25 protein-coding genes are annotated in these 25,702 nt (G+C 68.9%); 14 read left to right on the top strand and 11 right to left on the bottom strand.

Going from position 1 to position 25,702, the window contains the following annotated elements:
• The first annotated feature begins 119 nt into the window (after positions 1 to 119).
• The 7 genes from A5706_RS17515 (at position 120) to egtE (ending at position 6,869) form a co-directional block, all read left to right on the top strand.
• Entirely contained in the window at positions 120 to 515 is a 396-nt protein-coding gene (locus A5706_RS17515; protein WP_068132891.1) for a hypothetical protein, read from the top strand.
• A gap of 176 nt (positions 516 to 691) precedes the next feature.
• On the top strand, positions 692 to 1,339 hold the full coding sequence (locus A5706_RS17520) for a sensor domain-containing protein (protein ID WP_156767196.1): 648 nt from the start codon (positions 692 to 694) through the stop codon (positions 1,337 to 1,339).
• 167 nt (positions 1,340 to 1,506) lie between these two features.
• Positions 1,507 to 2,775 (top strand): ergothioneine biosynthesis glutamate--cysteine ligase EgtA, encoded by a 1,269-nt coding sequence (egtA, locus tag A5706_RS17525; RefSeq protein WP_068132896.1) that lies wholly within the window; start codon positions 1,507 to 1,509, stop codon positions 2,773 to 2,775.
• Positions 2,772 to 4,067: an ergothioneine biosynthesis protein EgtB gene (gene egtB, locus A5706_RS17530; RefSeq protein WP_068132899.1), complete on the top strand. Its 1,296-nt coding sequence runs from the start codon at positions 2,772 to 2,774 to the stop codon at positions 4,065 to 4,067. Before egtA ends, egtB begins: the two co-directional genes overlap by 4 nt.
• On the top strand, positions 4,067 to 4,765 hold the full coding sequence (gene egtC / locus A5706_RS17535) for an ergothioneine biosynthesis protein EgtC (RefSeq protein WP_068132901.1): 699 nt from the start codon (positions 4,067 to 4,069) through the stop codon (positions 4,763 to 4,765). The genes egtB and egtC overlap by 1 nt, the downstream gene beginning before the upstream one ends.
• A complete protein-coding gene (gene egtD, locus A5706_RS17540) occupies positions 4,762 to 5,727 on the top strand; it encodes an L-histidine N(alpha)-methyltransferase (RefSeq protein ID WP_068132903.1) in 966 nt (321 codons plus the stop codon). The genes egtC and egtD overlap by 4 nt, the downstream gene beginning before the upstream one ends.
• A complete protein-coding gene (gene egtE / locus A5706_RS17545) occupies positions 5,724 to 6,869 on the top strand; it encodes an ergothioneine biosynthesis PLP-dependent enzyme EgtE (RefSeq protein ID WP_068132906.1) in 1,146 nt (381 codons plus the stop codon). Before egtD ends, egtE begins: the two co-directional genes overlap by 4 nt.
• A 132-nt stretch (positions 6,870 to 7,001) precedes the next feature.
• Here the strand turns inward: egtE and A5706_RS33715 are convergent, their stop codons facing one another.
• Positions 7,002 to 7,220: a hypothetical protein gene (locus A5706_RS33715; RefSeq protein ID WP_197517870.1), complete on the bottom strand. Its 219-nt coding sequence runs from the start codon at positions 7,218 to 7,220 to the stop codon at positions 7,002 to 7,004.
• A gap of 1 nt (position 7,221) precedes the next feature.
• Between A5706_RS33715 and A5706_RS17550 the strand changes: the two genes are divergently transcribed.
• Positions 7,222 to 8,595, top strand: a complete 1,374-nt coding sequence (locus A5706_RS17550; RefSeq protein ID WP_197517871.1) for a PE family protein — start codon at positions 7,222 to 7,224, stop codon at positions 8,593 to 8,595.
• 288 nt (positions 8,596 to 8,883) lie between these two features.
• Positions 8,884 to 9,993 (top strand): PE family protein, encoded by a 1,110-nt coding sequence (locus tag A5706_RS17555; protein ID WP_231985340.1) that lies wholly within the window; start codon positions 8,884 to 8,886, stop codon positions 9,991 to 9,993.
• A 24-nt stretch (positions 9,994 to 10,017) separates the two neighbouring features.
• Here A5706_RS17555 and A5706_RS17560 read toward each other — a convergent pair whose 3' ends face one another.
• Positions 10,018 to 10,707: a class I SAM-dependent methyltransferase gene (locus tag A5706_RS17560; protein ID WP_068132913.1), complete on the bottom strand. Its 690-nt coding sequence runs from the start codon at positions 10,705 to 10,707 to the stop codon at positions 10,018 to 10,020.
• Positions 10,708 to 10,714: 7 nt separating this feature from the next.
• Complete coding sequence (locus A5706_RS17565) at positions 10,715 to 12,187, bottom strand: glutamate--cysteine ligase (protein ID WP_068132916.1); 1,473 nt, start codon at positions 12,185 to 12,187, stop codon at positions 10,715 to 10,717.
• A 124-nt stretch (positions 12,188 to 12,311) separates the two neighbouring features.
• Here A5706_RS17565 and glpK point away from each other — a divergent pair, with 124 nt between their 5' ends.
• Positions 12,312 to 13,838: a glycerol kinase GlpK gene (gene glpK, locus A5706_RS17570; RefSeq protein WP_068132920.1), complete on the top strand. Its 1,527-nt coding sequence runs from the start codon at positions 12,312 to 12,314 to the stop codon at positions 13,836 to 13,838.
• 24 nt (positions 13,839 to 13,862) lie between these two features.
• Here the strand turns inward: glpK and A5706_RS17575 are convergent, their stop codons facing one another.
• A complete protein-coding gene (locus tag A5706_RS17575) occupies positions 13,863 to 14,564 on the bottom strand; it encodes a PadR family transcriptional regulator (protein ID WP_068101759.1) in 702 nt (233 codons plus the stop codon).
• A 211-nt stretch (positions 14,565 to 14,775) separates the two neighbouring features.
• On the opposite strand from A5706_RS17575, the gene A5706_RS17580 reads away from it, so the two are divergent.
• Positions 14,776 to 15,165 carry a hypothetical protein gene (locus tag A5706_RS17580; protein ID WP_068132923.1) on the top strand — a complete coding sequence of 130 codons (390 nt, stop codon included), beginning with the start codon at positions 14,776 to 14,778 and terminating at the stop codon, positions 15,163 to 15,165.
• 130 nt (positions 15,166 to 15,295) lie between these two features.
• Here A5706_RS17580 and A5706_RS17585 read toward each other — a convergent pair whose 3' ends face one another.
• Positions 15,296 to 16,162, bottom strand: coding sequence for an RDD family protein (locus A5706_RS17585; RefSeq protein ID WP_068132925.1), 867 nt, complete (start codon positions 16,160 to 16,162; stop codon positions 15,296 to 15,298).
• Positions 16,163 to 16,198: 36 nt separating this feature from the next.
• Here A5706_RS17585 and A5706_RS17590 point away from each other — a divergent pair, with 36 nt between their 5' ends.
• Complete coding sequence (locus tag A5706_RS17590; RefSeq protein ID WP_068132928.1) at positions 16,199 to 17,191, top strand: stage II sporulation protein M; 993 nt, start codon at positions 16,199 to 16,201, stop codon at positions 17,189 to 17,191.
• Positions 17,192 to 17,204: 13 nt separating this feature from the next.
• Here the strand turns inward: A5706_RS17590 and A5706_RS17595 are convergent, their stop codons facing one another.
• From A5706_RS17595 to A5706_RS17615, 5 genes are read right to left on the bottom strand one after another with little or no spacing between them, the layout of a single operon-like run.
• Complete coding sequence (locus tag A5706_RS17595) at positions 17,205 to 18,527, bottom strand: DUF58 domain-containing protein (protein ID WP_068132932.1); 1,323 nt, start codon at positions 18,525 to 18,527, stop codon at positions 17,205 to 17,207.
• On the bottom strand, positions 18,527 to 19,495 hold the full coding sequence (locus A5706_RS17600; RefSeq protein ID WP_068132935.1) for a MoxR family ATPase: 969 nt from the start codon (positions 19,493 to 19,495) through the stop codon (positions 18,527 to 18,529). The genes A5706_RS17595 and A5706_RS17600 overlap by 1 nt, the downstream gene beginning before the upstream one ends.
• On the bottom strand, positions 19,492 to 20,607 hold the full coding sequence (locus A5706_RS17605; RefSeq protein WP_369831896.1) for a DUF4350 domain-containing protein: 1,116 nt from the start codon (positions 20,605 to 20,607) through the stop codon (positions 19,492 to 19,494). Before A5706_RS17605 ends, A5706_RS17600 begins: the two co-directional genes overlap by 4 nt.
• A gap of 23 nt (positions 20,608 to 20,630) precedes the next feature.
• Positions 20,631 to 21,284: a DUF4129 domain-containing protein gene (locus tag A5706_RS17610; protein ID WP_068132941.1), complete on the bottom strand. Its 654-nt coding sequence runs from the start codon at positions 21,282 to 21,284 to the stop codon at positions 20,631 to 20,633.
• 12 nt (positions 21,285 to 21,296) lie between these two features.
• Positions 21,297 to 22,451 (bottom strand): hypothetical protein, encoded by a 1,155-nt coding sequence (locus tag A5706_RS17615; protein WP_068132944.1) that lies wholly within the window; start codon positions 22,449 to 22,451, stop codon positions 21,297 to 21,299.
• 112 nt (positions 22,452 to 22,563) lie between these two features.
• Between A5706_RS17615 and A5706_RS17620 the strand changes: the two genes are divergently transcribed.
• Together A5706_RS17620 and A5706_RS17625 are read left to right on the top strand one after the other, a co-directional pair.
• Complete coding sequence (locus A5706_RS17620; RefSeq protein WP_068132948.1) at positions 22,564 to 23,028, top strand: GatB/YqeY domain-containing protein; 465 nt, start codon at positions 22,564 to 22,566, stop codon at positions 23,026 to 23,028.
• 78 nt (positions 23,029 to 23,106) lie between these two features.
• On the top strand, positions 23,107 to 25,281 hold the full coding sequence (locus A5706_RS17625) for an FUSC family protein (protein WP_068132951.1): 2,175 nt from the start codon (positions 23,107 to 23,109) through the stop codon (positions 25,279 to 25,281).
• Here A5706_RS17625 and A5706_RS17630 read toward each other — a convergent pair.
• On the bottom strand, positions 25,282 to 25,702 hold a 421-nt coding region (locus A5706_RS17630), incomplete at its 5' end, for a SelB C-terminal domain-containing protein (RefSeq protein ID WP_197517872.1).

Genomic DNA, 25,702 nt, shown 5'->3' on the forward strand with positions numbered 1-25,702 from the left:
GTCGGCAAACCCATATCCGATGGCCCGGCGCTCGCACGAGCGCCGGGCCGCTCGATTCTCAGCAACAATTGCGTCTCGGACCTGTTATCGCCGTCGGCGACAGGGGCAGTATTCAAGGCATGACCCAAACACCCGAACCGTCAACGCAACCGACGCCGGTCGCCGCGGCCCCGCCCGCGTACGCGCCGGTCAAGCCTCCGAAGGTCTATGTGGCCGCCGCGTGGGTGGTGATCGTAGCCGGGATCGTCTTCATCCTCTCGACCGTCTTCTTCGCCGGGGCCATGGTCATGGGAATCAGCCATCACTGGCATCACTACAAGCATCATCACGGCATGATGTACGGCCCCGGCGGACCTGGTGGCTCCGGTGGACCGTGGCAGTACGGCGGGCAGTGGGGTCCGGGCATGGGCTCGTGGGGTCCGCAGCCGGGCGCCGGTCCGGGTGGTCCCAGCCAGACACCGACATCCAGCGCGCCGGCGCCGGCGCCGAACACCCCGGGCAATCCGCGTCCGTAGGCATACCCGCCTTTTTTGAACCATTACAGAAACGCGGCCCGCAGGTCCGGTTTGTTCCGCCGCACCGAAAGTTGTTGGGCCGGTTGCGGTTACGCGAAGGCATCGAAGGGGGTCCGGGCCCGATAATCGATGTTCGCCACCCGGCAGTCGCCCTGGCATGATCGAAACCCATGACCATGCGCATCCGCGCGGCGGTGATGACCATCGGTGTGGCGGTCGGGGGAGCGTTGGCGGTTCCCGCGGCGGTCGCTCACCCCTCGGAGCCCGGGGTGGTGAACTACGCGGTCCTGCCGAAGGGATCGGTCGGCAACATCGTCGGCGGACCGATGGGCTGGGAGTCGATGTTCACGCAGCCGTTCCAGGGCTATTCGGTCGACCTGCCGGTGTGCAACAACTGGGCCGACATCGGCCTGCCCGAGGTCTTCGACGATCCCGATCTCGCGTCGTTCAATGGGGCAACAACCCAGACGTCGGCCAACGACCAGACCCACTTCGTGAAGCAGGCCGTCGGGGTGTTCGCCACCAACGACGCCGCGGACCGGGCCTTCCATCGCGTGGTGGACCGGACCGTCGGCTGCTCGGGCCAGACCACTGCGATGCATCTGGACAACGGAATCACACAGGTGTGGTCGTTCGACGGCGGCCCGGCGACGGGAAGCGACGCGAACTGGACGAAGCAGGAAGCGGGCACCGACCGTCGGTGCTTCGATCAAACCAGGCTGCGTGAAAACGTGTTGTTGCAGGCCAAGGTCTGCCAGTCTGGCAACGCGGGACCCGCGGTCAACGTGCTGGCCGGGGCCATGCAGAACGCGCTGGGTCAGTAGCGTGGTTCCGGACACTCGGGTGGTCCGTCAACGTAAAAGTCCGGCAGGACGGGAATATGTCGGTGTGATCTGCAAGATGAAGTAGTGGCGATTATTTCTCTGTCAGCTGCGCAACCAGCGGTCCGCAGGCCATGCCGGGTCGGCCGGGCCCTCGAAGGGATAGTGATATGACGCCCGCGGCCGTCAGCACCGCCCAAGCCGAGATGGTCGACTCCTCCGCCGCCGCGACGTACATCGCCGAGACCTGCCTGTCCGACGCACCGCTGCGGTCCGTCGGCCTCGAGCTCGAAGGGCATTGCCACGACCCGGCCGACCCGCATCGCAGGCCCGGCTGGGACGAAATCGCCGACGTGCTCGAGCACCTGCCCAACCTGCCGGGCGGCAGCGCCGTCACGGTGGAACCCGGCGGCGCCGTCGAACTGTCCGGGCCGCCCGCCGACGGGGTGCTGGCCTCCATCGATGCGATGAGCCGGGACCAGGCCGTGCTGCGGTCGGCTTTCGCCGACGCCGGGCTGGGACTGGTTTTCCTCGGGGCGGATCCGCTGCGGCCCCCGAGGCGCATCAACCCCGGCGCGCGTTACCAGGCGATGGAGCAGTTCTTCCACTCCAGCCGCTCCGGCGAGGCCGGCGCGGCGATGATGACGTCCACCGCGTCGGTTCAGGTCAACGTGGACGCCGGGCCGCGGGACGGCTGGGCGGCGCGGGTCCGGCTGGCGCACGCCCTGGGCCCCACGATGATCGCCATCGCCGCCAACTCCCCGATGCTGGGCGGCGAGTTCACCGGCTGGGTCTCCACCCGGCAGCGGGTGTGGGGGGACATGGACTCGGCGCGGTGCGGGCCCATCCTTGGGGCCAGCGGTGACGACCCGGGCACCGACTGGGCGCGCTATGCGCTCAAGGCCCCGGTGATGCTGGTGCACAACCCCGAGGCCACGGCCGTCACGCAGTGGGTGCCCTTCGCCGACTGGGTGGACGGCCGGGCGTTGCTCGGTGACCGGCGCCCGACGGTTGCCGACCTCGAATACCACCTGACCACGCTGTTCCCGCCGGTCCGGCCTAGGCAGTGGCTGGAGATCCGCTACCTCGACAGTGTGCCGGACGCCCTCTGGCCCGCCGTGGTGTTCACCTTGGTGACGCTGCTCGACGACCCAGCAGCCGCCGACATCGCGGCCGAGGCGGTCGAACCTGTCGCCACCGCCTGGGACACCGCCGCCCGGGTCGGCCTGCGCGACCGGCGGCTCTACGAGGCGGCCAACAAGTGCGTGGCCGTCGCCGCCGAGCGGGTGCCGGCGGAGCTGACCGAGGCGATGCAGCTGTTGGTCGGCGGAGTCGAGCGGGGCCGATGTCCCGGCGACGACTTTTCCGACGAGGTGATCGAGCACGGCATCGAGGCCTCGGTCTCGAGGGCTGCGCGCTGGCCGCAAGGGGGCGCGTGACTTCCCGGGAAAAGCTCGCCGACGATATGGCGCGGGCGCGGGCGCGGACGCTGCGGCTGGTCGAGTTCGACGACGCCGAGCTGTGGCGGCAGTTCGACCCATTGATGAGCCCGCTGGTGTGGGACCTCGCGCACATCGGTCAACAAGAGGAGTTCTGGTTGCTGCGCGGCGGCGATCCGTCCCGCCCGGGTATCCTGCCGCCGGCCGTCGAGGGCCTGTACGACGCCTTCGAACACTCCCGGGCCAGCCGCGTCGAGTTGCCGCTGCTGTCCCCCGAGCGCGCGCGGTCCTATTGCCGGACCGTGCGGTCCGCCGCGCTGGACGCCCTGGACGCCCTGCCCGACGACCCCGGGGGAGACGAAGCGGCGTTCGCCTTCGGGATGGTGGTCAGCCATGAAAACCAGCACGACGAAACCATGTTGCAGGCGCTCAACCTGCGCACCGGGGCGCCGCTGCTGCGCGACGAATCGGCGCTGCCCGCGGGCCGTCCGGGTCTGGCGGGAACGTCGGTGCTGGTACCAGGCGGCCCGTTCCTGCTGGGGGTGGACGCCGCGCGCGAACCGTACTCGCTCGACAACGAGCGCCCCGCTCACGTCGTCGACGTGCCGGCTTTCCGGATCGGCCGGGTTCCCGTCACCAACGGCGAGTGGCGACAGTTCATCGACGACGGCGGCTACGACCAGCCGCAGTGGTGGTCCGAGCGGGGCTGGCAGCACCGACAGGCCGCGGGCCTGACCGCGCCACAGTTCTGGGGTCCCGATGGCCGGACCCGCGCGCGGTTCGGCTACATCGAGGACATCCCCGCCGACGAACCGGTGCAGCACGTCACGTATTTCGAGGCCGAGGCCTATGCAGCCTGGGCCGGCGCCCGGCTGCCGACCGAGATCGAGTGGGAGAAGGCCTGCGCGTGGGATCCGGCGACGGGTGCCCGGCGCCGCTACCCGTGGGGGGAGCAGGAACCGTCGGACGCTCTGGCCAACCTGGGCGGCCGCGCGCTGCGGCCCGCGCCCGTCGGCGCATACCCCGCGGGCGCGTCGGCGTACGGGGTCGAGCAGATGCTGGGCGACGTCTGGGAGTGGACCGCCTCGCCGCTGCGGCCGTGGCCGGGGTTCGTCCCGATGATCTACGAGCGCTACTCGCAGCCCTTCTTCGACGGTGACTACCGAGTGCTGCGCGGGGGGTCGTGGGCCGTCGAGCCGGGGATCGTGCGGCCCAGCTTCCGCAACTGGGATCACCCGATCCGGCGTCAGATCTTCTCCGGTGTCCGCCTGGCGTGGGACATGGCCGACTGATGTGCCGTCACCTGGGCTGGCTCGGCGCCGACGTGAGCGTCTCGTCGCTGGTGCTGGATCCGCCGTGCGGGCTGCGGGTGCAGTCGTATGCCCCGCGCCGCCAGAAGCACGGCCTGATGAACGCCGACGGTTGGGGCGTCGGGTTTTTCGACGGTGACACGCCGCGGCGCTGGCGCAGCCCGGCGCCGCTGTGGGGCGACGCGTCGTTCGACTCGGTCGCGCCGGCGCTGCACAGCCACTGCGTCGTCGCCGCGGTGCGTTCGGCGACCGTCGGCATGCCTATCGAGGCCAGCGCGACGGCGCCGTTCACTGACGGCCGCTGGTTGTTGTCGCACAACGGCATCGTCGACCGCGGGATGCTTCCGCTTTCCTCGTCGGCCGAATCCATCTGCGACAGTGCCATACTCGCGGCCACCATCTTCGAGCGCGGGCTGGACGCGCTGGCCGACACCATCGCCGAAGTCGGCGCGGCCGATCCGTTGGCGCGGCTGAACATCCTGGCCGCCAACGGGTCTCGGCTGGTGGCGACCGCGTGGGGCGACACCCTGTTCATCCTGCGTCGCGACGACGGGGTGGTGCTGGCCAGCGAACCGTACGACGACGCACCCGACTGGGAAGACGTGCCGGACCGTCACCTGGTGGAGGTCACCTCGGCGGGGATTCAGTTGACCCCGCTCAACTCGAAAGGATCTCGATGACGCTGACGCTGTCCAACCACCTGGCCGCCGACTCGGCGTATCACGCATTGTGTCGTGACGTGCTCGATGGCCTGCAGCAGACACCGAAGTCGTTGCCGCCCAAGTGGTTTTATGATTCGGTAGGCAGCGACCTGTTCGACCAGATCACCCGGTTGCCCGAGTACTACCCGACCCGGGCGGAGGCGGAGATCCTGCGCGCCCGGTCGGCCGAGATCGCGGCCGCCAGCGAGGCCGACACGTTGGTCGAACTGGGTGCCGGCACATCGGAGAAGACCCGCCGGCTGCTGGACGCGTTGCGGGACCGAGGCTCACTGCGCGGATTCGTGCCGTTCGACGTCGACGCCGGCATGCTGTCGGCGACCGCGACGGCCATCCAGTGTGAGTACCCGGGCGTCGAAATCAGCGCCGTCTGCGGGGATTTCGAGGAGCACCTGACCGAGATCCCCGGCGGCGGCCGACGGCTGTTCGTGTTCCTGGGATCGACGATCGGCAATCTCACACCCGAGCCGCGCGCACAGTTCCTCGCGACGTTGGCCGGGGTGATGCGGCCTGGGGACAGCCTGCTGCTGGGCACCGACCTGGTCAAGGACGCCGACCGGCTGGTGCGCGCCTACGACGACGCCGCCGGTGTGACGGCCCGGTTCAACCGCAACGTGCTCGCGGTGATCAACCGCCAACTCGACGCCGACTTCGACGTCGATGCCTACCAGCACGTCGCGCGGTGGAACACCGCCGAGGAGCGCATCGAGATGTGGCTGCGGTCCGGCCGGAGCCAGCGGGTGCGCGTCGGCGCGCTCGACTTGACCGTCGATTTCGCGGACGGCGAGGACATGCTGACCGAGGTGTCGTGCAAGTTCCGCCCGGACGGGGTGAGCGCCGAGTTGGCCGACGCCGGACTGCGCCGCGTTCGATGGTGGACCGACGAAGCGGGCGACTTCGGGCTGTCGTTGGCCGTTAAGTGAGCCTCGGCGGTTCGCTGGCCGAGCGATGGCGGGCGGCCCGCCCGCCCGTGGCCGGGTTACACCTGGACAGCGCCGCCTGCTCGCGCCAGAGCGTCGCCGCCATGGACGCCGCCGCCAAGCATGCACTGCACGAGTCGGAGGTAGGCGGGTATGTCGCGGCCGAGGCGGCCGCCCCGGTGCTCGAGGCGGGCCGGGCGGCGGTCGCGACCTTGTGCGGCGCGCCCGAGGCCGAGGTGGTTTTCACCACCGGCTCCCTGCATGCGCTGGATCTGCTGCTGGGCAGTTGGCCGGCCGAGCGGCGGACGCTGGCCTGCCTGCCCGGCGAGTACGGACCCAACCTGGCGGTGATGGCCGCCCACGGGTTCGAGGTGCGGACCCTGCCGACCCTTGACGACGGGCGGCTGGCGCTCGACGAGGCGGCGTTCGATCTGGATAGCGACCCTCCGGATTTGGTTCATCTCACCCCGCTGGCCAGCCACCGGGGCGTGGTGCAGCCGCTCGCCATGGTGGCCAAGCTCTGCCGCCAGCTGGGCCTGCCGCTGGTCGTGGACGCCGCACAGGCGTTGGGACACATCGACTGCGCGGTGGGTGCCGACGCCGTGTATTCGTCGTCGCGCAAGTGGATCGCCGGACCGCGGGGCGTCGGTGTCCTGGCCCTGCGGCCCGAGCTGACGGATCGACTGACGCCGCGGCTGCCGGCGCCGCGGTGGGCGGGGCAACTATCAGTGACCCAGCAACTGGGGTTCGGGGAAGCGAATGTCGCTGCACGCGTGGGGTTTTCGGTCGCTGTCGGGGAGCATCTGGCATACGGACCGGAATCGGTCCGTGCCCGGCTGGCCGAATTGGGTGAGATCGCCCGCAGCCTGCTGACCGATGTCGACGGCTGGCTGGTGGTCGAAGAGGCGGACGAACCCAGCGCCATCACCACGCTGGCCCCCGTCGACGGCGCCGACCCCGAGGCGGTGCGGGCTTGGCTGCTCGCCGAGCGACGCATCGTGACGACCTACGCCGGGGTGGCGCGCGCGCCGCGAGAACTCTCCGGGCCGGTGCTGCGGATTTCGCCGCACGTCGACACCACGGCCGACGATCTCGAGACGTTCGCCGAGGCGCTGATCGCGGCCACCGCGGTGACCGGCACCTAGTTTCGCCGCCGCTCGCCCCGACCGAAAATACCGAATCCGTCAATTTCGCTTTTGAATTTGACCGATGGTATGAAAAGGGCTGTTCTCACTACGCATGCGTGAGGTAGCTTTTTTCATAGCGCGCGCCCGGGGTTATGGGTCGGCCTGCACGGCACGCCGCTCGACGACGAGCTGGTGAGAGAGGTGCGGGATGAGCTTCTTGGCATCGCCCCCGGAGATCAACTCGACCCGGATCATTCGCGCAGGTCGGGATCGCCTGATGGGTGAATCGGCTTCGGCCGCAGCCCCCTTCAATTGGCTCACCCGCTTGCGGCGTGCGTGAAAGGAGATGGCGATGTCGTATGTGGTCACGGTGCCGGAAGCGGTGCAGGGCGCAGCCCAAGACCTGGCGGGTATTCGTGCCTCGCTGACCCAGGCCGCTGCGATCGGGGGCCCCACCACCGCGATTGCGACCGCTGCTGAAGACGAGGTGTCGAGCGCAATCGCTTTGGTCTTCGGCAGCGCCGGTGAGCAATTTCAAGCCCTCAACGCCCAAGCGCAGGCATTTCATGCGGAGTTCGAGAGCCTATTGGGTGCCGGAGCGGCGGCATATGTCAGCGCCGAGGCCGCTAACGCAGGACAGGTGTTGGCCGGTGCTCCGGCGGCCGCCGCGGCCGTACCCGCCGCGACCTACCGAACCTTCAACCTTTTCAACGGCCTCCTTGACATCAATATCGGGACCGGTGGCATTCAATTCACGATCAGCACACCCGGGTTCACGCTGCCGGCGGTGCACGTACCCCCGATCAGCGTCGCCCCCTTCAACCTGCCCCAGCTCACCATTCCGCCCGTAAACATTCCGGCCGGCGCCACGCTCGCGAATCTCACGGTGAGTCCGTTCAACCTGCCGCAACTGTCGATACCGTCGATCAATATTCCGGCCGGGACGACGCCCGCCAACATCACCGTGGGCGCATTCAACCTGCCGCAGATAACGACGCCCGCCATCACTGTGCCGCCGATCAACCTGCCCGCGGTGACGATACCGCCGTTCCAGACGCCCCTGATCCAGGTTTCGAATTGGAGCCTCCCGTCGATAACCGTTCCCCGAATCGACCTTCCGCAGATACAGTTCCCCGACATCTTTATTCCAGGTGGGGACCAACCAATTGTCAAAATAACCGACAACCTAGTTCTGGGCTCGACCATCAGGCTGGAAACGTTCGATATCAACGCGCCATCACTCGGCTTCACCACGCCTGGCTTTATCACCCCATTCGGTATCCCCAGTATTCAAATCGGGGCTCTAACCCTGCCGATCCTGAGCGTTAGCAACCCGAACGGCGGCAATTATGTGTTCCCGTCCATCGGCCTTTCCGGCTTCACCATCCCGTCGGTCACCGTTCCGCCCATCGCCGTCGGCGGTTTCACGCTGCCGCAGGTCAGCTGGCCGGGTTTCGCCACGGCGCCGCTGACGATCCCACCGATCGGTGTCGGCGGTTTCACGCTGCCGCAGGTCAGCTGGCCGGGTTTTGCCACGGCGCCGCTGACCATCCCGCCCGTCGGCGTCGGCGGCTTCAACCTGCCCGGTGTCGACATCCCCAACATCACCGTGGCGCCCGTTCAGGAAGACCAGTTCACGATCCCGCCAATCCCCACCTGGTTGAACGGGCTGACCATCGAAGCGAACACCTTCCTTTCGATCGTCAACGACGTGGCGGCCAGCCTGCTGGGCACAGGTCCCTAACCGGCCGCCGAGCGCCGCAGGCGCCGGCCGACGAGCCACGCCGGCCGCAGTCCCGTCGCGCGGATATAGGTACCCCGCTGCCCGGCGCTTTCTGGACTATTCCGCCGCTTTTGTCCGGCCAACGAATATCAATCCTGAAAATAGCTGTTTTCCTTGACCGAAGGTATGGAAATCGGCTGTACTCACTCATATCCGGTCGGTAGCTGCGGCCGCTGGTCCAGGGCTCGACAACATTCACCGGCCTCCGCTCGATAACGAGCTGTGAGAAAGGGATGAGAGATGTCGTTCATGAGTGCAACGCCGGATCTGGTTCAAAGTGCGGCCGCGGATTTGGCGGGTGTGCGTTCGTCGTTGGCTGCGGCGGTGACCGCGGCGGGTCCCACGACGGGGATAGCGGCTGCGGCTCAGGATGAGGTTTCGGTCGCGATCGCTTCGATGTTCGGCAACTTCGGCCAGGAATTCCAGGCGCTCAGTGCGCAGGCCCAGGCGTTCCATCAGCAGTTTGTCTCCTTGCTGAACGCCGGCGCGGGTGCCTACGCGGCCGCGGAGGCCTCCAACGTGGCGCAGGTGTCCGGCGCCGCAGAGGCGGCCGTCGCGGCGGCACCCGTCCAGGACTTCAACCTGCTCGACGGCATCCTTGACATTAAGACCGGATCGGGCGGCACCTTGGTCACGATCGGCACCCCGAGGATCGCCGTGCCGCCGGTGAACATTCCTCAGATAAACCTCTCCGCTTTCGGCCTGCCGCCGATATCCATCCCGTCCATAAACATTCCGCCCTTCACGACGCCTCCCATAAGTGTGAGTGCGTTCAGCCTGCCGCAGATAACCACTTCCGCCATATCGGTGCCGCCGATAAATCTGCCGGCGATAAGCGTGCCGGGCTTCAGCCTTCCGCAAATCCAATTTCCCGGCATCACGTTGCCCCAGGTAACTGTTCCGCAGATCAACTTCCCCCAGATCCAATTCCCGGACTTCGAGGTGTTGGGGAACAATCAAACACTGGTAACGATCAACTCTGCGCTGCTCGGCACCATAAGCGTCAACCTGCAGAACTTCGACATCAATGCCTCTATTGGGTTGCACAACCCGGGATTCATCGCGGGATTCACCATCCCCCCGATTCTCTTGGGGTCGTTTACCGTACCGCCCATTGGCCTTTCGGGCTTCACCATTCCGTCCATCGGCCTGTCCGGCTTCACCATCCCGTCCATCACCATTCCGCCCATCGGCGTCGGTGGTTTCACGCTGCCGCCGATCAGCGAGCCCGGCTTCGCGCTGCCGCCGTTGACGATCTCGTCCATCGGCGTCGGTGGCTTCAGCCTGCCCAACATCTTCGTCCCCAGCGTCACCATCGAATCCGTTCCGCTTTTCCAGTTCGACATTCCGCCCCTGTGAGCGGCGTGGGCCCCTGACGAGGTCTCAGCCCGGCTTGTGCGCCGTCAGTAGGAAGGCGGGCAATTTCATCCGGCCCTTCTCGTCGCGCTCGTGCGGCGGGAATTCGAACGGCGCGTCGGCGAGCGGCGGGATGTTCGCGTGGATGAAGGCGGGCCGGATCTCGTCGATCTCCCAGTACTTGCTCACCGCCGCACGCAACTCGTCCTCGTCGACCTCGTTGGGCTTGGGCTCCATCTCGGCGGGAAAGGCGCCCTTGGCGAACACCAGCACGAAATAGCCGGCGCCAGGTGCCGCGGCGCGGTGGATCGAGCGCAGGTAACCGTCGCGGCCCTCGACCGGAAGCGAGTGGAACAAGGTCGAGTCCACGATCGTCGAGAAGCGTCCTTCCGAACCGGGTGGGTAGCCGGTGAAGGACGTGATGTCGGCCTGCACGAAGCTCGCGGTGGTCAGGCCCCGCTCGTGGGCCGCCTTGGTGGCGGCGGCGACGGCGGTCGGCGTGAGGTCGATGCCGACCACGGTGTAGCCCTGCGCGGCCAGCGCCAGCGACAGCTCGGCGTACCCGCAGCCGGCGTCCAGCACGTCGCTGCGGAACTTTCCGGCCGTGATCAGCGTCGCCAACTCCGGCTGCGGCTCACCGATGTTCCACGGTGGTGGCCCCTGGAATTCGCCCTCCTCGCGGTACGCACCGTCCCAGTCCATGATGTCGGATGACATGGTTCCCCTATTGATCCCAGGTGTGCACCGGCTCGTTGCTATGCATGTGTTCGCAGTACCGTCGCAGCATTTCGGCGAGCGCGGCGGTCCGGCTCAAGCCGCCGGCTTCCAGCGTACGCACGGTGGACACCTGCCAGCTGGCGCCGTTGCGGCCGGCTCGGGCGCGACCCTCGATGACGCCGAGGAACCGGTCGCGCACCTCGGCGTCGACGCCCCAGCGGCGCAGTCCGTCGTCGGCGATCGGCAGCAAGGTGTCGAGCACCAACTCGCGCGCCGTCACCTTGCCCCGACCGGGCCAGAGCAGCCGGGCGTCGATCCCGTGGCGCGCCGCCTCGAGGAAATTCTCCCGCGCCACAAGGAAACCCATCCGGTTCCAGAGCGGATCCTCGTCTTCGCACAGGCCGCGGAGCACGCCGTAATAGAAGGCGGAATTGCCCAGCATGTCGATGACGGTCGGTCCGGCCGGCAACACCCGGTTCTCCAGGCGCAGATGCGCTCGCCCATCGACCACGTCGTACACGGGCCGGTTCCATCGGTACACGGTGCCGTTGTGCAGGCGCAGTTCGGGCAGCTGGGGGGTGCGGCCGGCGGCCAGCTCCGCGACGGGGTCTTCGTCGGACACCTCGGGCAGCAGGGACGGGAAGTACTGGATGTTCTCCTGGAAGAGGTCCAGGACGGAGGTGATCCACCGTTCGCCGAACCAGACCCGCGGCCGCACGCCTTGGGCCTTGAGTTCCTCGGGCCGCGTGTCCGTGGACTGGGCGAACACCTCGATCCGGGTCTCCGACCACAGCTGGTGGCCGAAGAAGTAGGGGGAGTTGGCGCCCAGGGCCAGCTGCGGCCCCGCGACGATCTGGGCCGCGTTCCAGTTGGCGGCGAACTCCGCGGGAGCGAGCTGTAGGTGCAATTGCATGCTGGTGCAAGCGGATTCGGGCGCAATGGTGGCGGCGTTCCAGCTCAGCGGCTCCGGACCGGAGATGTCGATCGGGATGTCCTCGCCGCGGGCGGAGAAGATCGAGTCGTTGAGGGCGGCATACCGCTTTGACTCGCTCATCCAGCCGTCGGCGAGGTGCTCGGGCATCAGCGTGGGCAGGATGCCGATCATCACGATGTGGGCGCCGCCCGAGTTGGCCTTGGCCTCGGCGTCATTGAGGCTGGCCCGCACCTCGGCCTCGAGGTCCAGCCCCGTGTGCCCGGGCAGCGGCCGGGGCGGCACGTTGAATTCGATGTTGTAGGCGCCCAATTCGGTCTGGAAAGCCGGGTCGGCGATGGCCTCCAGCACGGACCGGTTCGACATGGCCGGCTGGTAGTCGGCGTCGACGAGGTTGCACTCGATCTCCATGCCGGTGAGCGGCCGGTCGGAATCGAAGCGTGACTGGGCCAGCATCGTCTCGAAGACGTTCAGGCACAACCGCACCTTGCGCCGGTATTCCGAGCGTTGCGCGCGGTCATACGTGGTGCGCTTGACCTCTTCGCCCACAACGCCGATGCAACAGGTTTACCGGCGGCAGCGCAAGGGCGACAGGCTGACCAGTGCTGACGCCGGTCGGGTGGGTAGACCATGATGGACCTAGAGGTGTCAATCACGGGTGGAGGAGAGCTAGTTGGCCGAGTCCGCTGAATTCGTAGCCGCAATCGATCAGGGCACCACCAGCACCCGCTGCATGATTTTCGATCACGACGGTGCCGAAGTTGCCCGCCATCAGCTCGAGCACGAGCAGATCCTGCCCCGCGCGGGCTGGGTGGAGCACGACCCGGTGGAGATCTGGGAACGCACCTCGTCGGTGCTGATGTCGGTGTTGAACCGGACCAACCTGTCGACGGAAAACCTTGCAGCCCTGGGGATTACAAACCAACGCGAAACAACGCTGGTATGGAACAAGCGGACCGGGCGGCCGTACTACAACGCGATCGTCTGGCAGGATACCCGCACCGACCGGATCGCGTCCGCGCTGGACCGCGATGGCCGCGGGGACGTGATTCGCCGCAAGGCCGGCCTGCCGCCGGCGACGTATTTCGCCGGCGGCAAGCTGCAATGGATCTTGGAAAACGTCGACGGGGTCCGCGAGGCCGCCGAAAGCGGCGACGCCGTTTTCGGCACCGCCGACACCTGGGTGTTGTGGAATCTCACCGGGGGCCCCCGGGGCGGCGTGCACGTCACCGACGTGACCAATGCGAGCCGGACCATGCTGATGAACCTGGAAACGCTGGACTGGGACGACGAGCTGTTGTCGTTCTTCGCCATCCCGCGCGCGATGCTGCCGGCGATCGCGGCGTCCTCTCCCGTCGAGCCCTACGGGGTGACGTTGGATACCGGGCCGCTCGGTGGCGAGGTGCCGATTACGGGGGTCCTGGGCGACCAGCACGCGGCGATGGTCGGTCAGGTGTGCCTGGCCGAGGGCGAGGCGAAAAACACGTATGGCACCGGCAATTTCCTGCTGCTCAACACCGGCGAGACGATCGTGCGCTCGGACAACGGCCTGCTGACCACGGTCTGCTACCAGTTCGGCGACGCCAAACCCGTGTACGCACTTGAGGGTTCGATCGCGGTCACGGGCTCGGCGGTGCAGTGGTTGCGTGATCAGCTCGGCATCATCAGCGGCGCCGCCCAGAGCGAGTCGCTGGCCCGTCAGGTCCCCGACAACGGCGGGGTGTATTTCGTCCCGGCGTTCTCCGGGTTGTTCGCCCCCTACTGGCGATCCGACGCCCGCGGCGCGATCGTGGGGCTGTCGCGGTTCAACTCCAACGCGCACCTGGCGCGGGCGACGCTGGAGGCGATCTGCTACCAGAGCCGCGACGTGATGGACGCGATGAAGGCGGATTCCGGTGTGCGCCTTGAGGTGTTGAAGGTCGACGGCGGCGTCACCGGCAACGACCTGTGCATGCAGATCCAGGCCGACGTGCTGGGCGTGGACGTGGTGCGGCCGGTGGTCGCCGAGACGACCGCGCTTGGCGCCGCCTATGCGGCGGGCTTGGCCGTCGGGTTCTGGGCCGATCCGTCGGACCTGCGGTCGAATTGGCAGGAGGACAAGCGCTGGACGCCCAACTGGGACGACGAGCAGCGCGATGCCGGATACGCGGGTTGGCGCAAGGCCGTGCAGCGGACCCTGGACTGGGTTGATGTGTCCTAGTCCGGAGCCCGCTGCTGCAGGGCCTCAGTCCTCGCCGAGGATGCCGTAGACCTCGCGGCGGGCGTTGTTGATGATCTCGACGATGCGCTGCTGCTGCTCGGCGGTGGCGGTATGCGCGGATTGCGCGACCGCGCCGAACAACTGGCCCATGGCCGCGCGCAGGTTGACCGCACCCGGGTCGGCGCCTTCGGCGATCTCGTCCCACGGCTTGGTCTCGATCTTCTCGGCCGCCGCGCGTCCCTCGTCGGTCAGCTCGAAAAGCTTTTTGCTGCCGTCGGTTTCGCTCGCGCTGATCAGGCCCTCGTCGTCGAGCAGTTGCAGCGTCGGGTACACCGACCCGGGGCTGGGCCGCCAGATTCCGTTGCTGCGCTCGGCGATCTGCTGGATCATCTCGTAGCCGTGCATCGGCCGCTCGGCCAGCAGGGCCAGGATGGCCGCGCGCACGTCGCCGCGGCGTCCGCGGCCGGAGCCGCCACGACGTCGTCCGCCGCGCCGGCCGCCGGGGCCGAAGCCGAAGCCCGGGCCGAACCCGGGGCCGAATCCCGGCCCGAAACCGGGGCCGAAGTGGTCACCGGCGTGGTCGCGCAGGTGTTCGCGGAATTCCCGCCGGGCCTGACGCCGGGCGTCGTGCAGGGCGCGGCGGTCCACCGGGCCGGGGCCGAAGCCGAATCCGAAGCCGGGCCGGCCCGCGAAGGGGCCCTCGGGGGGAGTGAATGGGTTGCTCATGGTTGGTAGTTCCTCTCGATGGTTTGTGGGTTTCGCGCGGGACGCGCGCTACGTCATATCACGATATATCGGAAACTAACGCGATGCAACGAGATATTCCGAAAACAGCGGTCCGGCAGCGACTGGCAGCGCGTTGACCTGCGAAAAGCGAATTTTGTTCCGATCTCGCCGCGCGGTTTGCATCCCCCGGGCCGCGGGTAGCACCTGAGGGATGAACGCTGAGAACAACCTGACGGTGGGCGGCGGGACGCGAAGCGCGACCGATCCCACCGGGGGCGGCGACGCCCGGGGTCGCAACGCGTGGCCCTGGGTGAACTGGGGGTTGGCGCTGGCGACGGTGCCCGCCGCGGCCATCGTGATGCTCTTCGCGCTCGGTGCGGTGATGAGCACCGCGGGGTGTGCGGACCGGAGCTGTCCCGACCTGGGGCGGGGCGGCATCGATTTCGGCGTCGCGTTTTATGGCGCGCCGGTGGTGGCGTTCGTCGTCCTGCTGATCTCGTTCTTCACCGCAAAGCGCCGCGGCGGCATCGCGGTTCCGCTGGTGGGTTGGGCGCTGCTGATCGCCGACGTCCTGCTGATGGCGGCGGCGGTCTCCGGCTAGGGTTTCAGGCTTGAGTGTGCACTGACGGCTTTGCGTGGTGCGTCAGGGTTGAAAATCGCCGAATCTTCCGCCCAGGGCTCACACACAAAACCCACGATTCACACTCAAGGGGCGTAGACGCCGTCTCCGGCTAACCCGGCGGCGCGAAGCCGCCGGGGTCGGTCTGCGGCCACGGCTGTTGCGGGGGCGGTTGCGGCCAGGGCGCGGCCGGTGGGGCCGGCGGCGGCCAGGGGCCCCCGGGCGGCATCGGGGGAAGTTGGGGACGTAGCCGGGCCAGTTCGCGGCGATGCCGCTCGGCGAGCACCGCGGCGAGCACCAACTCCGGCGGGGTCCCGGGCGGTGGTGGCGGGGCGATGCGCGACACGACGTCGCCGGCGATCCGGTAGGCCATCTGCAGCCGCAGGGGAGCGTCGAGTTGCGGTGCGCGGGAAAGGAACTGGCGTGCCACTTCGGCCTGGCCGGCGCCCAGCCCCGACAGCTGCAGCGAGGACGCCCACCACGCCAGCGACGGCGGCATCATCGGCGGCGGGCTCAACCGAGGGCCGCGCTCGCTCACCACGACCGTGCCGGCGAAGACGTCGCCGATGCGCTTGCCCTTCGGGGAGAAGATGCTGCAGATCACCGCCGGACTCCCGGCGAGCATCCAGATCTCCACCACCGACGCCAGCGCCCGAAACAGCGCCTGCCGGAAGCGTTCTGGGCCGCCGTCCTCGGACACCACCCGCAGGCCCAGCGCCATCTTGCCCACCGACCTTCCCCGCGTGGCGGTTTCGAACGCCAACGGATAGCCGACGACCACCAACACCGTGAAGATGAGCAGGACGGCGGTGCTCAGCGCGGAGTCGAACTGGGTCAGGGTGGCCGCCCACAACATCAGACCGAGCACGTAGCAGATGAAGATCACCGTGATGTCGATCAGCGCGCTGGCCGCCCGCACCGGCAACTGGGCGATCTGCACGTCGAGCACCACGGCGTCCCCGGTCACCACCTCCGACATAACACCGAACGGTACAGGCCGATTAGGCTGCGCAGGGTGGACGTCGACGCATTCGTGCTGACCCATCGCGGTACGTGGGACCGGCTCGACCAGTTGGTCAAGAGGCGCCGGTCGTTGACGGGCGCGGAGGTCGACGAACTCGTCGAGCTTTACCAGCGAGTCTCCACCCATCTGTCGATGCTGCGGTCGGCGTCGTCGGATTCGCTGCTCATCGGTCGGTTGTCGAGCCTGGTCGCGCGGGCCCGCTCCGTGGTGACGGGCGCGCATGCGCCGCTGAGCCGCACGTTCGTCCGCTTCTGGACGGTGTCGTTCCCGGTGGTTGCCTACCGCACCTGGCGGTGGTGGTTGGGAACGGCGGTGGCGTTTTTCGCCGTCGTGGTGATCATCGCCATGTGGGTGGCCGGCAATCCCGAGGTGCAGTCGGCCCTCGGAACACCAAGCGACATCGACGAATTGGTCAACCACGATGTCGCGTCGTATTACAGCGAACACCCCGCCGCCGCGTTTGCCCTGCAGGTCTGGATCAACAATTCCTGGGTGGCCGCGCAGTGCATCGCCATGTCGGTGGTATTGGGGTTGCCGATCCCGATCATCTTGTTCAACAACGCCGCCAACCTCGGGCTGATCGGCGGGCTGATGTTTCAGGCCGGCAAGGGCGGCATCCTGCTGGGCCTGCTGATCCCCCATGGGTTGCTGGAGCTGACGGCGGTATTCCTTGCCGGCGCAACGGGGATGCGGCTGGGTTGGTCGGTGATTTCGCCGGGCGATCGCCCCCGTGGGCAGGTTCTCGCCGAGCAGGGCCGTGGCGTCGTCTCGGTCGCCGTCGGGCTGGTCGGTGTGTTGCTGGTCTCGGGGCTGATCGAGGCGCTGGTGACGCCGTCACCGTTGCCGACGTTTGTCCGGGTGGGCATCGGTGTCATCGCCGAGGCCGCGTTCCTGTCGTACATCGTGTATTTCGGGCGCCGCGCGGCGAAGGCCGGCGAGACCGGCGACGTCGAAGACGCGCCCGACGTGGTGCCGACCGGCTGAGCCCGACCGAAACTTACAGTCGCCCGGTGGCTTTCATCGCCAGATACCGGTCGGCGAGGGCGGGCGCGATCTCGGTGGGCGGGGCGTCGACGACCTCGACGCCGCCGCGTCGCAGCCGCGTCGCGATCGCGCCGCGGTCGTTGCGGGAGCGTTCTGCGGCCGCGGCGTCGTAGACCGCGGCCGCGTCCGAGCGCCCGGCGGCCATCTGGTCGACGCGCGGGTCGCCGACGGCGGCGATCATCACGTGGTGCTTGGCCGACAGCTGCGGCAGCACCGGCAGCAGGCCCTCGTCCAAGGCGGTCGCGTTGAGGTCGGTCAGCAGCACCACCAGCGACCGCCGCCGGGTGCGCCGCAGGATGGTGGCAACCATTGCACGCCAATCCGATTCGACGAGCGCCGGCTGGACCGGGGCCATCGCATCGACCAGCTGGGCGAGCAGCTCGGTGCGCGACGCGCCGAACACGCCGGCCCGGCTAATCCTGTCGTGGGCGAGGAAGTCGACGTGGTCGCCGGCCCGCGACGCGAGGGCGGCCAGCAGCAGCGCCGCGTCCATCGCCCAGTCCAGCCGGGGCCAGCCCGCCGGGTCGGAGGCGGTGGGGTCGACGCCGACGCGACCCGCCGCCGTGCGCCCGGTGTCAAGCGCGATCACCACGCGCCGGTCGCGTTCGGGTCGCCAGGTGCGGACCACCACGTCGGCGCGCCGGGCGGACGCGCGCCAGTCGATCGAGCGCACGTCGTCGCCAACGACATACTCGCGCAGCGAGTCGAATTCGGTTCCCTGCCCGCGTATCAGCGTCGGCAAGAGGCCGTCGATCTCGCGGAGCTTGGCGAGCCGTGACGGCAAATGCTTGCGCGACAGGAACGGCGGCAACACCCGGAGCTGACCCGGCACCGACCGCGAACCCTGCCGCCCGGCCAGCCCCAGCGGCCCGATCGAACGCGCCGTGACCGCGGCCGCGCGCTGATCGCCGCGACGCACCGGCCGCAGTCGGGTCTCCAGCGGCTGCGCCTGCCCGGCGGCGATGTCGACGGCGTGCATGCGCGGCTCGGCGCACGCGCTGGGCGGCCAGGCGTCGCGGATCTGGCCGCGGAATCGCCGGCGGCCGTCGTTGTGCACCTGCAAGCCGACCTGCACCGGTTGCGCGAGCCGGGCCGAACAGTCCGCCGAACGGGTATAGCGCAGCGCACGGGTGCTGGCCGCCAGCGTGGCATCGACGACCACCAATGTCACCAGCAACACCAGCAGTACCATGAAAGCCCTTGTGGGCCAACGCGATACCGCGATAGGCAGGACGCAGATCAGCGCCAGCAGCCCGGTGCGCCCAGTCAGAATCACTAGCGGGGCACCGGCACCGACGCCAGGATTCCGTCGAGCACGCCGTCGGGCGTCGCCCCTTCGAGCTCGGCCTCGGGGCGCAGCATCACCCGGTGCCGCAGGGTGGGGCGGGCCATGGCCTTCACGTCGTCGGGGGTGACATAGTTGCGGCCCGACAGCCAGGCCCACGACCGCGCGGTGCCCAGCAGCGCCGTCGCCCCGCGCGGCGACACACCCAGCTGCAGGGCGGGCGACGACCGGGTGGCGCCGACGATGTCGACGATGTAGCCCAGCACCTCGTCGGCGACCAGGACCTGTTGCACCGCCTTGCGCCCGGCCGCGAGCTCGTCCGGCCCGGCCACCGGGTTGATCTCCGACAGGTCGCGGGGATCGAAGCCGTGCGCGTGCCGGCCGAGGATGGCGATCTCGGCGTCGCGCGACGGCAGCGTGACGTTGAGTTTGAGCAGGAACCGGTCGAGCTGGGCCTCGGGCAGTTGGTAGGTGCCCTCGTATTCGATCGGGTTCTGGGTCGCGGCGACGATGAACGGGTCGGGTAGCGGCTTGGCCTCGCCCTCGACGCTGACCTGACGCTCTTCCATCGCCTCGAGCAGCGCGGCCTGCGTTTTGGGTGGGGTGCGGTTGATCTCGTCGGCCAGCAGCAGGTTGGTGAACACCGGCCCGGGCCGGAACACGAACGCGGCGGTGCGCGCGTCGTACACCAGCGAGCCGGTGACGTCGCCGGGCATCAGGTCGGGAGTGAACTGCACCCGCTTGAACTCCAGCTGCAGGGCGGCCGACATCGCTCGCACCAACAGCGTCTTCGCCACTCCCGGAACACCTTCCAGCAGCACGTGCCCCCGGCACAGCAGCGCGATCACCAGGCCGCTGACGACCCCCTCCTGCCCGACGACGGCCTTGGCCAGCTCCGACCGCAACGCCAGCAGCGCCTCGCGTGCCGCCTCAGCGGTCGTGGTTTGTGATTGCGTCACGTTCGTGTGACCTGCCTTTCGATGTCGTCGAGCGCACGGGCAAGTTGTAGCAGGTCGTGGTCGGTGGCCGGCGGTGGCCCGAACAGGTGGTAGGAAACGAATCCCGGGTCGGCACCGCTGCGCCGGGCCACGGTCGCCACCACCGCGGGAGCCGGCGCGCCCGGGCCAAGGCCCAGCCGGGGCAGCAGCCGCTGAATCGTGGCGGCGCGCAACGCCGCGGCTGCGCGGTCGCGGGCGCGTCGGGACCGGTAGAGCCGGCCGCGGCCCTCGACGGTCTCCGACGCGCGCACGACGACGGGTAATTCCTCGGCCACCAGCGGGCCCGGCCGGCGGCCCTTCCACAGGGCGACCAGCAGTACGACGACGCACAGCTGCCACACGATCCAGGTCACGTTTTCCGGGATCAAATCGGAAACACTTGACGGGGAAGATGTTTCGCCCTCGACCCGGTGGGGCGCGTACCAGATGAGCCGCGGGCGTGCGCCGGCCAGGTTCATGGCCAGGGCGGCGTTACCCGCCTGCAGCAGGCTCCCGTTGGTCATGAAGTCGGTGCTGCCGACCACCGTGACGATTCGCCCGTCGTCGCGGTACCGGATGAGTATCCCGTCGTAGCAGCTCGTCATAGCCCGGTTGTCGGTGGCCCGATAGGTGTCGCTCGGTCCGAATCGCACCGTTCCGGCGCGGTTCGCCTCTCGCAGTGAGCAATTCGGGCTCTTGTCGAATGCCATGCTGCCGGCCGACATGCGCAACCCGGGCATCAGCGCCTCCCGGGTGCGCACCGTCGGTTCCACCAGCAGCAGATCGCCCGGGGCGTTGCCGAGCCGGTCCAGCAGCGCGCTGTCGGTGAGGTATTGGGTCTGCGCCACCAGGATCTGCGTGCCCGGCCGCGCCGCGCGTTCGACGTCGGCGACGGTGTCGGCCACCACCACCTCGACGCCGCCGTCGCGCAGCAGCGTCACCAGCGCGCGCGCCCCGTCCGGCTCGGTCGATTTCGGATCCATCCGGGCGCCGGGGCGCGGTGCGGTCAGGTAGGCGCCGACGCCGGCGATGACGGCGAGCGCGACGATGGTGACGACCACCCAGGCCCACGTTCGCCAGCGCCGCACCGACATTGGCGCCGCCGGACGCGTCGCCGTCATCGGACCTGCGCCCAGGAGTCGGTGGCCTCGGGCCGGCCGGCCGCCGGCGCCGCAGCGGGCGAGCGCGAGCGCAGATGGTCATCGAGGGCGGCGATCATTCGGTAGCCGGCCTCGGTTCCGGGCCGCTCGCCGTAAGTCACATCGTTGAATGCCGTTGCGGCATCAGATAATTCGCTTCCCAGGTGCGGCAGCGCAGCGCCGGCGTCCCGGGCCAGCTCGTTGGCGGTGCGGCCGGGTGCCGGTTCCAGCACGCCGGTCTCCTCGAGTTGGCGCGCGACGGCGCGCAGCCGATGCCGGATCGCCGCCGACCAGTCGCCTTGGGCGGCATAGCTTTCGGCGGTGGCGCGGTGCTGTGCCGCGGTGAGTTGGGAGGCCTCGAACAACTGGTAGTCGCCGCCGCGGTTGGTGCGCATGGTGCGTCGTGCGATGCGGATGGCGACCACGACCGCGATTGCCAGCAGGATGAGCAGCACGCTGGTGGTGAACCATCCGCCGGGTATCGAGGCGGTCTTGTCCAGCAGCCGATAGATCAGTTCGTTGACCCACTCGGCGAATTGTTGGGCAGCCGAGCCTTTCGAATAGATCGGCTTGCCCAGCTCTATCTGGGCGGCCTGATGGGCGGCATCGCGGTCGATGTCGATGGAGGGCACGGTCAGTTGGTCCTACACCGGCCGGGTCAGCCAGAGGTTGTCGGTGGACGCGCCCGCGTAGGGGCCGCCGGCGGCGCCGGTTTGCAGCACCAGGTCGAACGCCTCGGCCCGCATCCGGCGGTCGGTGTAGAGCAGCGTGATGACCCCGGCGTTGAACGGCGCAATGATGATCTGGCCGATGGCCGACCCGACGGACGCGATCGCGCTGCTCAGCAGCAACCCCCCGGTGGACGGGGCTCCGCCGCTGACCAGCAGCACCTGGCCGACGATGCTGAACGGTAGCGCGACGGCGTTGCCGATGAAGGACGAAACCACGAACGTCAGCGTCCGGATGCCCAACACCCGCCAGAAGCCGCCACGGACCAGCCTGAACGATCGAGTGATGGCCTCCATGACGGGCAGCCGCTCCAGCACGATCAGCACCGGCGCGAACAAAACCATGGTGTAGAGGTAGACCAGCGCGACGATCGCCGCGAGCACCAGGGGGAGTCCGAAAATGACCGCCAGCGCCGGGGCGCCGGTGACGGCCAGCAGCGCGATGATCACCGCCACCAGCCCGAAAATGGCCGCCACGGCGACGCCTTCCAGCAGCGCCAACCCGAGCAATGAGAGCAGCCGCCCCCGAATCTTGACCCAGGTTTCGCCGATGGTGATCTGCGATCCGAACACCGCCCGCCCGACGATGACGGTGAGCATGCCGGACAGCAGCATGCCGCCGAGCCAGGTGACGATCATCCCCGCGGCCATCGAGCCCAGCCACGCGCCGACGATGCCGCCGCTCAGCTCGCTGGAGCGTGCGACGGTGATCCTGCCGTAGGCGGCCAATGGCCCGAACGCCGCGAGCATGGAGACGAGCTGCATGACGACGACCACCATCGCGGTCAGCCCCAGCGTCGCCCGGGGGTTGGCCCGGACGAAGCCGACCGCGCCGTTGAAGATGTCGCTGAGCGTCAGCGGCCGCAGCGGGATGATCCCGGGCTTGAGTGCCCCGGGAACCAATTGCGGCGGGCCATAGCCCGGTGGCGAACCATAGCCCGGCGGGGGACCGTAGCCCGGCGGGGGACCGTAGCCCGGCGGGGGTCCGTACCCGGCCGGCGGGTAGCCGAGCGGTGCGTACTGGCCGGGTGGGGGGAGCGCCGGATAACCGGGCGGCGGCAGCGCGTTCACCGGGTGTTACGGCCTTCGCGGCGCGGCCCGTCGTTCGTCATGGGCTCCATCCTGTCGGCGGTCCGGGCATTTCTCAATCTTGACCGGCGCCGCGGCGCGTAGCGTCTCAGCCATGGCGGAATTGAAATCCCGGCTGCGTGACGACCTGACGCAGGCGATGAAATCCCAGGACAAGCTGCGAACCGCGACCCTGCGCATGCTGCTGGCCGCAATCCAGACCGAGGAGGTCTCCGGCAAGCAGGCCCGCGAGCTCACCGACGACGACGTCATCAAGGTGTTGGCCAAGGAATCGCGCAAGCGCGCCGAGGCGGCCGAAATCTACACCCAGAACGGTCGTGGTGAGCTCGCCGCCAACGAGCACGCCGAAGCCCGGGTCATCGACGAGTACCTGCCCACGCCGCTCACGGAGGCGGAGCTGGCCGACGTCGCCGACACGGCGATCGCACAGGTCGCCGAGGAGATCGGCGAGCGACCGGGCATGAAGCAGATGGGCATGGTCATGAAGGCGGCCACCGCGATCGCGGCGGGAAAGGCCGACGGCGCGCGGCTGTCGGCCGCGGTGAAGGAACGCCTGTAGGGCCAATTACTCTGCGGTGAGCCGGAATCCGCGGCCGCCGCAACGACTCCACGCCCCAAACGGCTCTATCATCCAGTCATGCTGATCCGGGTCCCCTCGATCCGGCAAACGTTGGAGCAGTTGCGCACCGAGGATCCGGAGCGCGACGCGCTGAAACGGGCCGTCCGGGCGGCGATCATGGTGCCGATTACGGCCGGAGTCGCCTTCGCTCTGGTGGGCGGCACCGTGACACCGCTGTATGCGCTGCTCGGCGCTTTCTGGCTGCTGGTGGTCACCGAATTTCCCGGCAACCGGCAGCAGCGCGCGGTGGGTTACCTCGGCTTAACCGTCAACGGGATCGTCCTGATCGCCGTCGGCACCTTGGTCGCCCCAAACGCCTGGCTGGCCGTGGCGTTGATGTTTCTCCTCGCGATCGCGGCCACCCTGGCCAGCTTGCTCAGCACGACGGTCTCCGCCGGTCAGCGCGCGACCCTGTTGTGTTACGTCTGGCCGGTCTGCACGCCGACCGGGCCCATCGGCGAGCGGTTGCTTGGTTGGCTGATCGCCGTCCTGCTGTGCGTGCCGGCGGCGTTGTTCTTCCTTCCGCCGCGGCACTATGGTGCCCTGCGCCGGCATGTCCGACAGGTGTGCACCGCGCTGGCCGACCGGATCGAGGGCACCGGTTCGGCCGAGGACGTGACCACGGCCATGGACGCGTTGCGGGCGAATTTCCTGGCCGCCAGCTGCCGCCCGGTCGGCCTCAGCGCCGGCAGCCGGGCGCTGGTACGCGTCGTCGACCTTCTCGAGCTGGTCGCCGACCTCGTCGACGACGACACCGGGAGGACGCTGGGCACGCTGAACCCGCCCGCCGTCGAAATCCTGCGATGCTGCTCGCGATTGCTCGACGCAGAGCAACTTGCCCAGCGCGCCACAAATCGCGCCACCCTGGACGAGGTGCTGGCCCAATTGCGGTCGCTGGCACGGCGCAATTACCGCGACGACGTGGTGCTGATTCTCGACGCACCGGACGACGAGTCTGCCAGTGCGACGGGGCGACAGCTGCTGGGTTGCCGAAGCATCACGACGACCATCGCATTGATCGGCAGGGTCATCGCGGCGGCCGCCGCGGCCGACGCGCGGCCGGTGTGGGCACGGGCCCTCGGCCTGCAGCTGCCGCCCACCGGATTCGCCGACCGGCTGGCGTCGGAGACCGCCGCCGGCACGGCGGCCGCGGCGGCGTTCCTGGCCACCCGTTCCGTCGCGGCACACAACGGCCTGCGCATGGGGGTCGGGTTGGCCCTGGCGGTCGCCGTCACTCATCTGCATCTGGTAGAGCATGGCTTCTGGGTCGTGGTCGGAACGATGCTGGTGCTCAGCAGCAGCGCGTTGACCACCAGGACCAAAGTCGTTCAGGCGGTTGTCGGTACGACGCTGGGGATCATCGTCGGAGGGCTGCTCGTCGGGGCCGTCGGTTCGGAGCCCGTGGCGCTGTGGTTGCTGGTCCCGATCACCATTTTCGGGTCGACCTACCTGCCGCGGTTCGTTTCGTTCACCGTCGCCCAGGCCGTGGGGGCGTTGAGCCTGCTGGTCATCCTCAATCTCACCGCGCCCGCCGGCTGGCGCGTCGGCCTGCTGCGCATCGAAGACATCGCGATGGGCGCGGCCGTCGGCCTGGTCGTGTCGCTGCTGCTGTGGCCCCGGGGCGCCACGGTTGCGGTGTCGGCCCTGATTCGGGCGGCGGTCGATGTCAACTTGCGCTACCTCCGGGCGGCCGTGCTGCGGGTCACCGAGGGTCACTCGGAAGACAGCGACTCCGAACTCGCCGCCCTCAGCCACGATGCCCTCGTGTGCAGCCGAAGAGTGGATGACGCTGTGCGGCATTATCTTTCGGAGACGGGTAGCGGGGCCGACCTGCGCACTCCGGTGGTGCGGGCGGCCAACCGGGCCACGTGGTTACGCCTCGCGGCGGACATGATCGCCGACATCAGGACGCTGCCCCCGAACGGGTCCTACCCGTCCGCCCGGGCCGTGCTGGAAGCCCACTTGGAGTTCGTCACCGAGCGGTTCTCAGCGTCCAACGACACGAACGGTCGGCCGATGGCCGGGGAAGTCGCCAGGGCGTTGCGAGCCGAGGCGGCCGGCGAAGCCAACGCGGTCGAGGCCGCGCAGCCATTCGTCACGGTGGCGGCCACCCTCGGCGAACTCGAGCTGATACCGCTCGGGCAGCCCGAAATACCTTCTCCCACAAAGGCTTCCATCACTAGCCAGAGTTGATCAGACCATCGTCCGGGTGCCGTCGCCGGCGCGCCTGGTGACACGCCGGTCGTCGAGCCGCTCGAGCAGTGGCACGGCGACGCGACGGGTGGTGCCCAGGGCGCGCCGGGCCTCGCTGACGGTGAACGGCTGCGGCAGCTTCGCCAGGACGTCGGCCGCCCGATCGAACGCGTCGGGACCCAGTACCACGCCGTCGGCGATCCGGGCCAGCCGCCCGGCGCGCACGGCGGCGGCCAGCTCCCGGGGGCCGAGCTTGAGGTCGGCCAGTTCGGCGGCCTCCGGCGCGCGAAACGGCTCGGCGGCCAGCCATTCCTCGATCGCGCGCACCGCCTTGTCGACGCGGGCCGGCAGTGGGCGGGCGAGCACGACGTCGCGGCGGGCATGCCGCTCGAGACGCTGCGGCAACGCGCCGGGCTGCCCG

This window comes from Mycobacterium sp. E796, from assembly GCF_001672815.1.
GTDB lineage: Bacteria > Actinomycetota > Actinomycetes > Mycobacteriales > Mycobacteriaceae > Mycobacterium.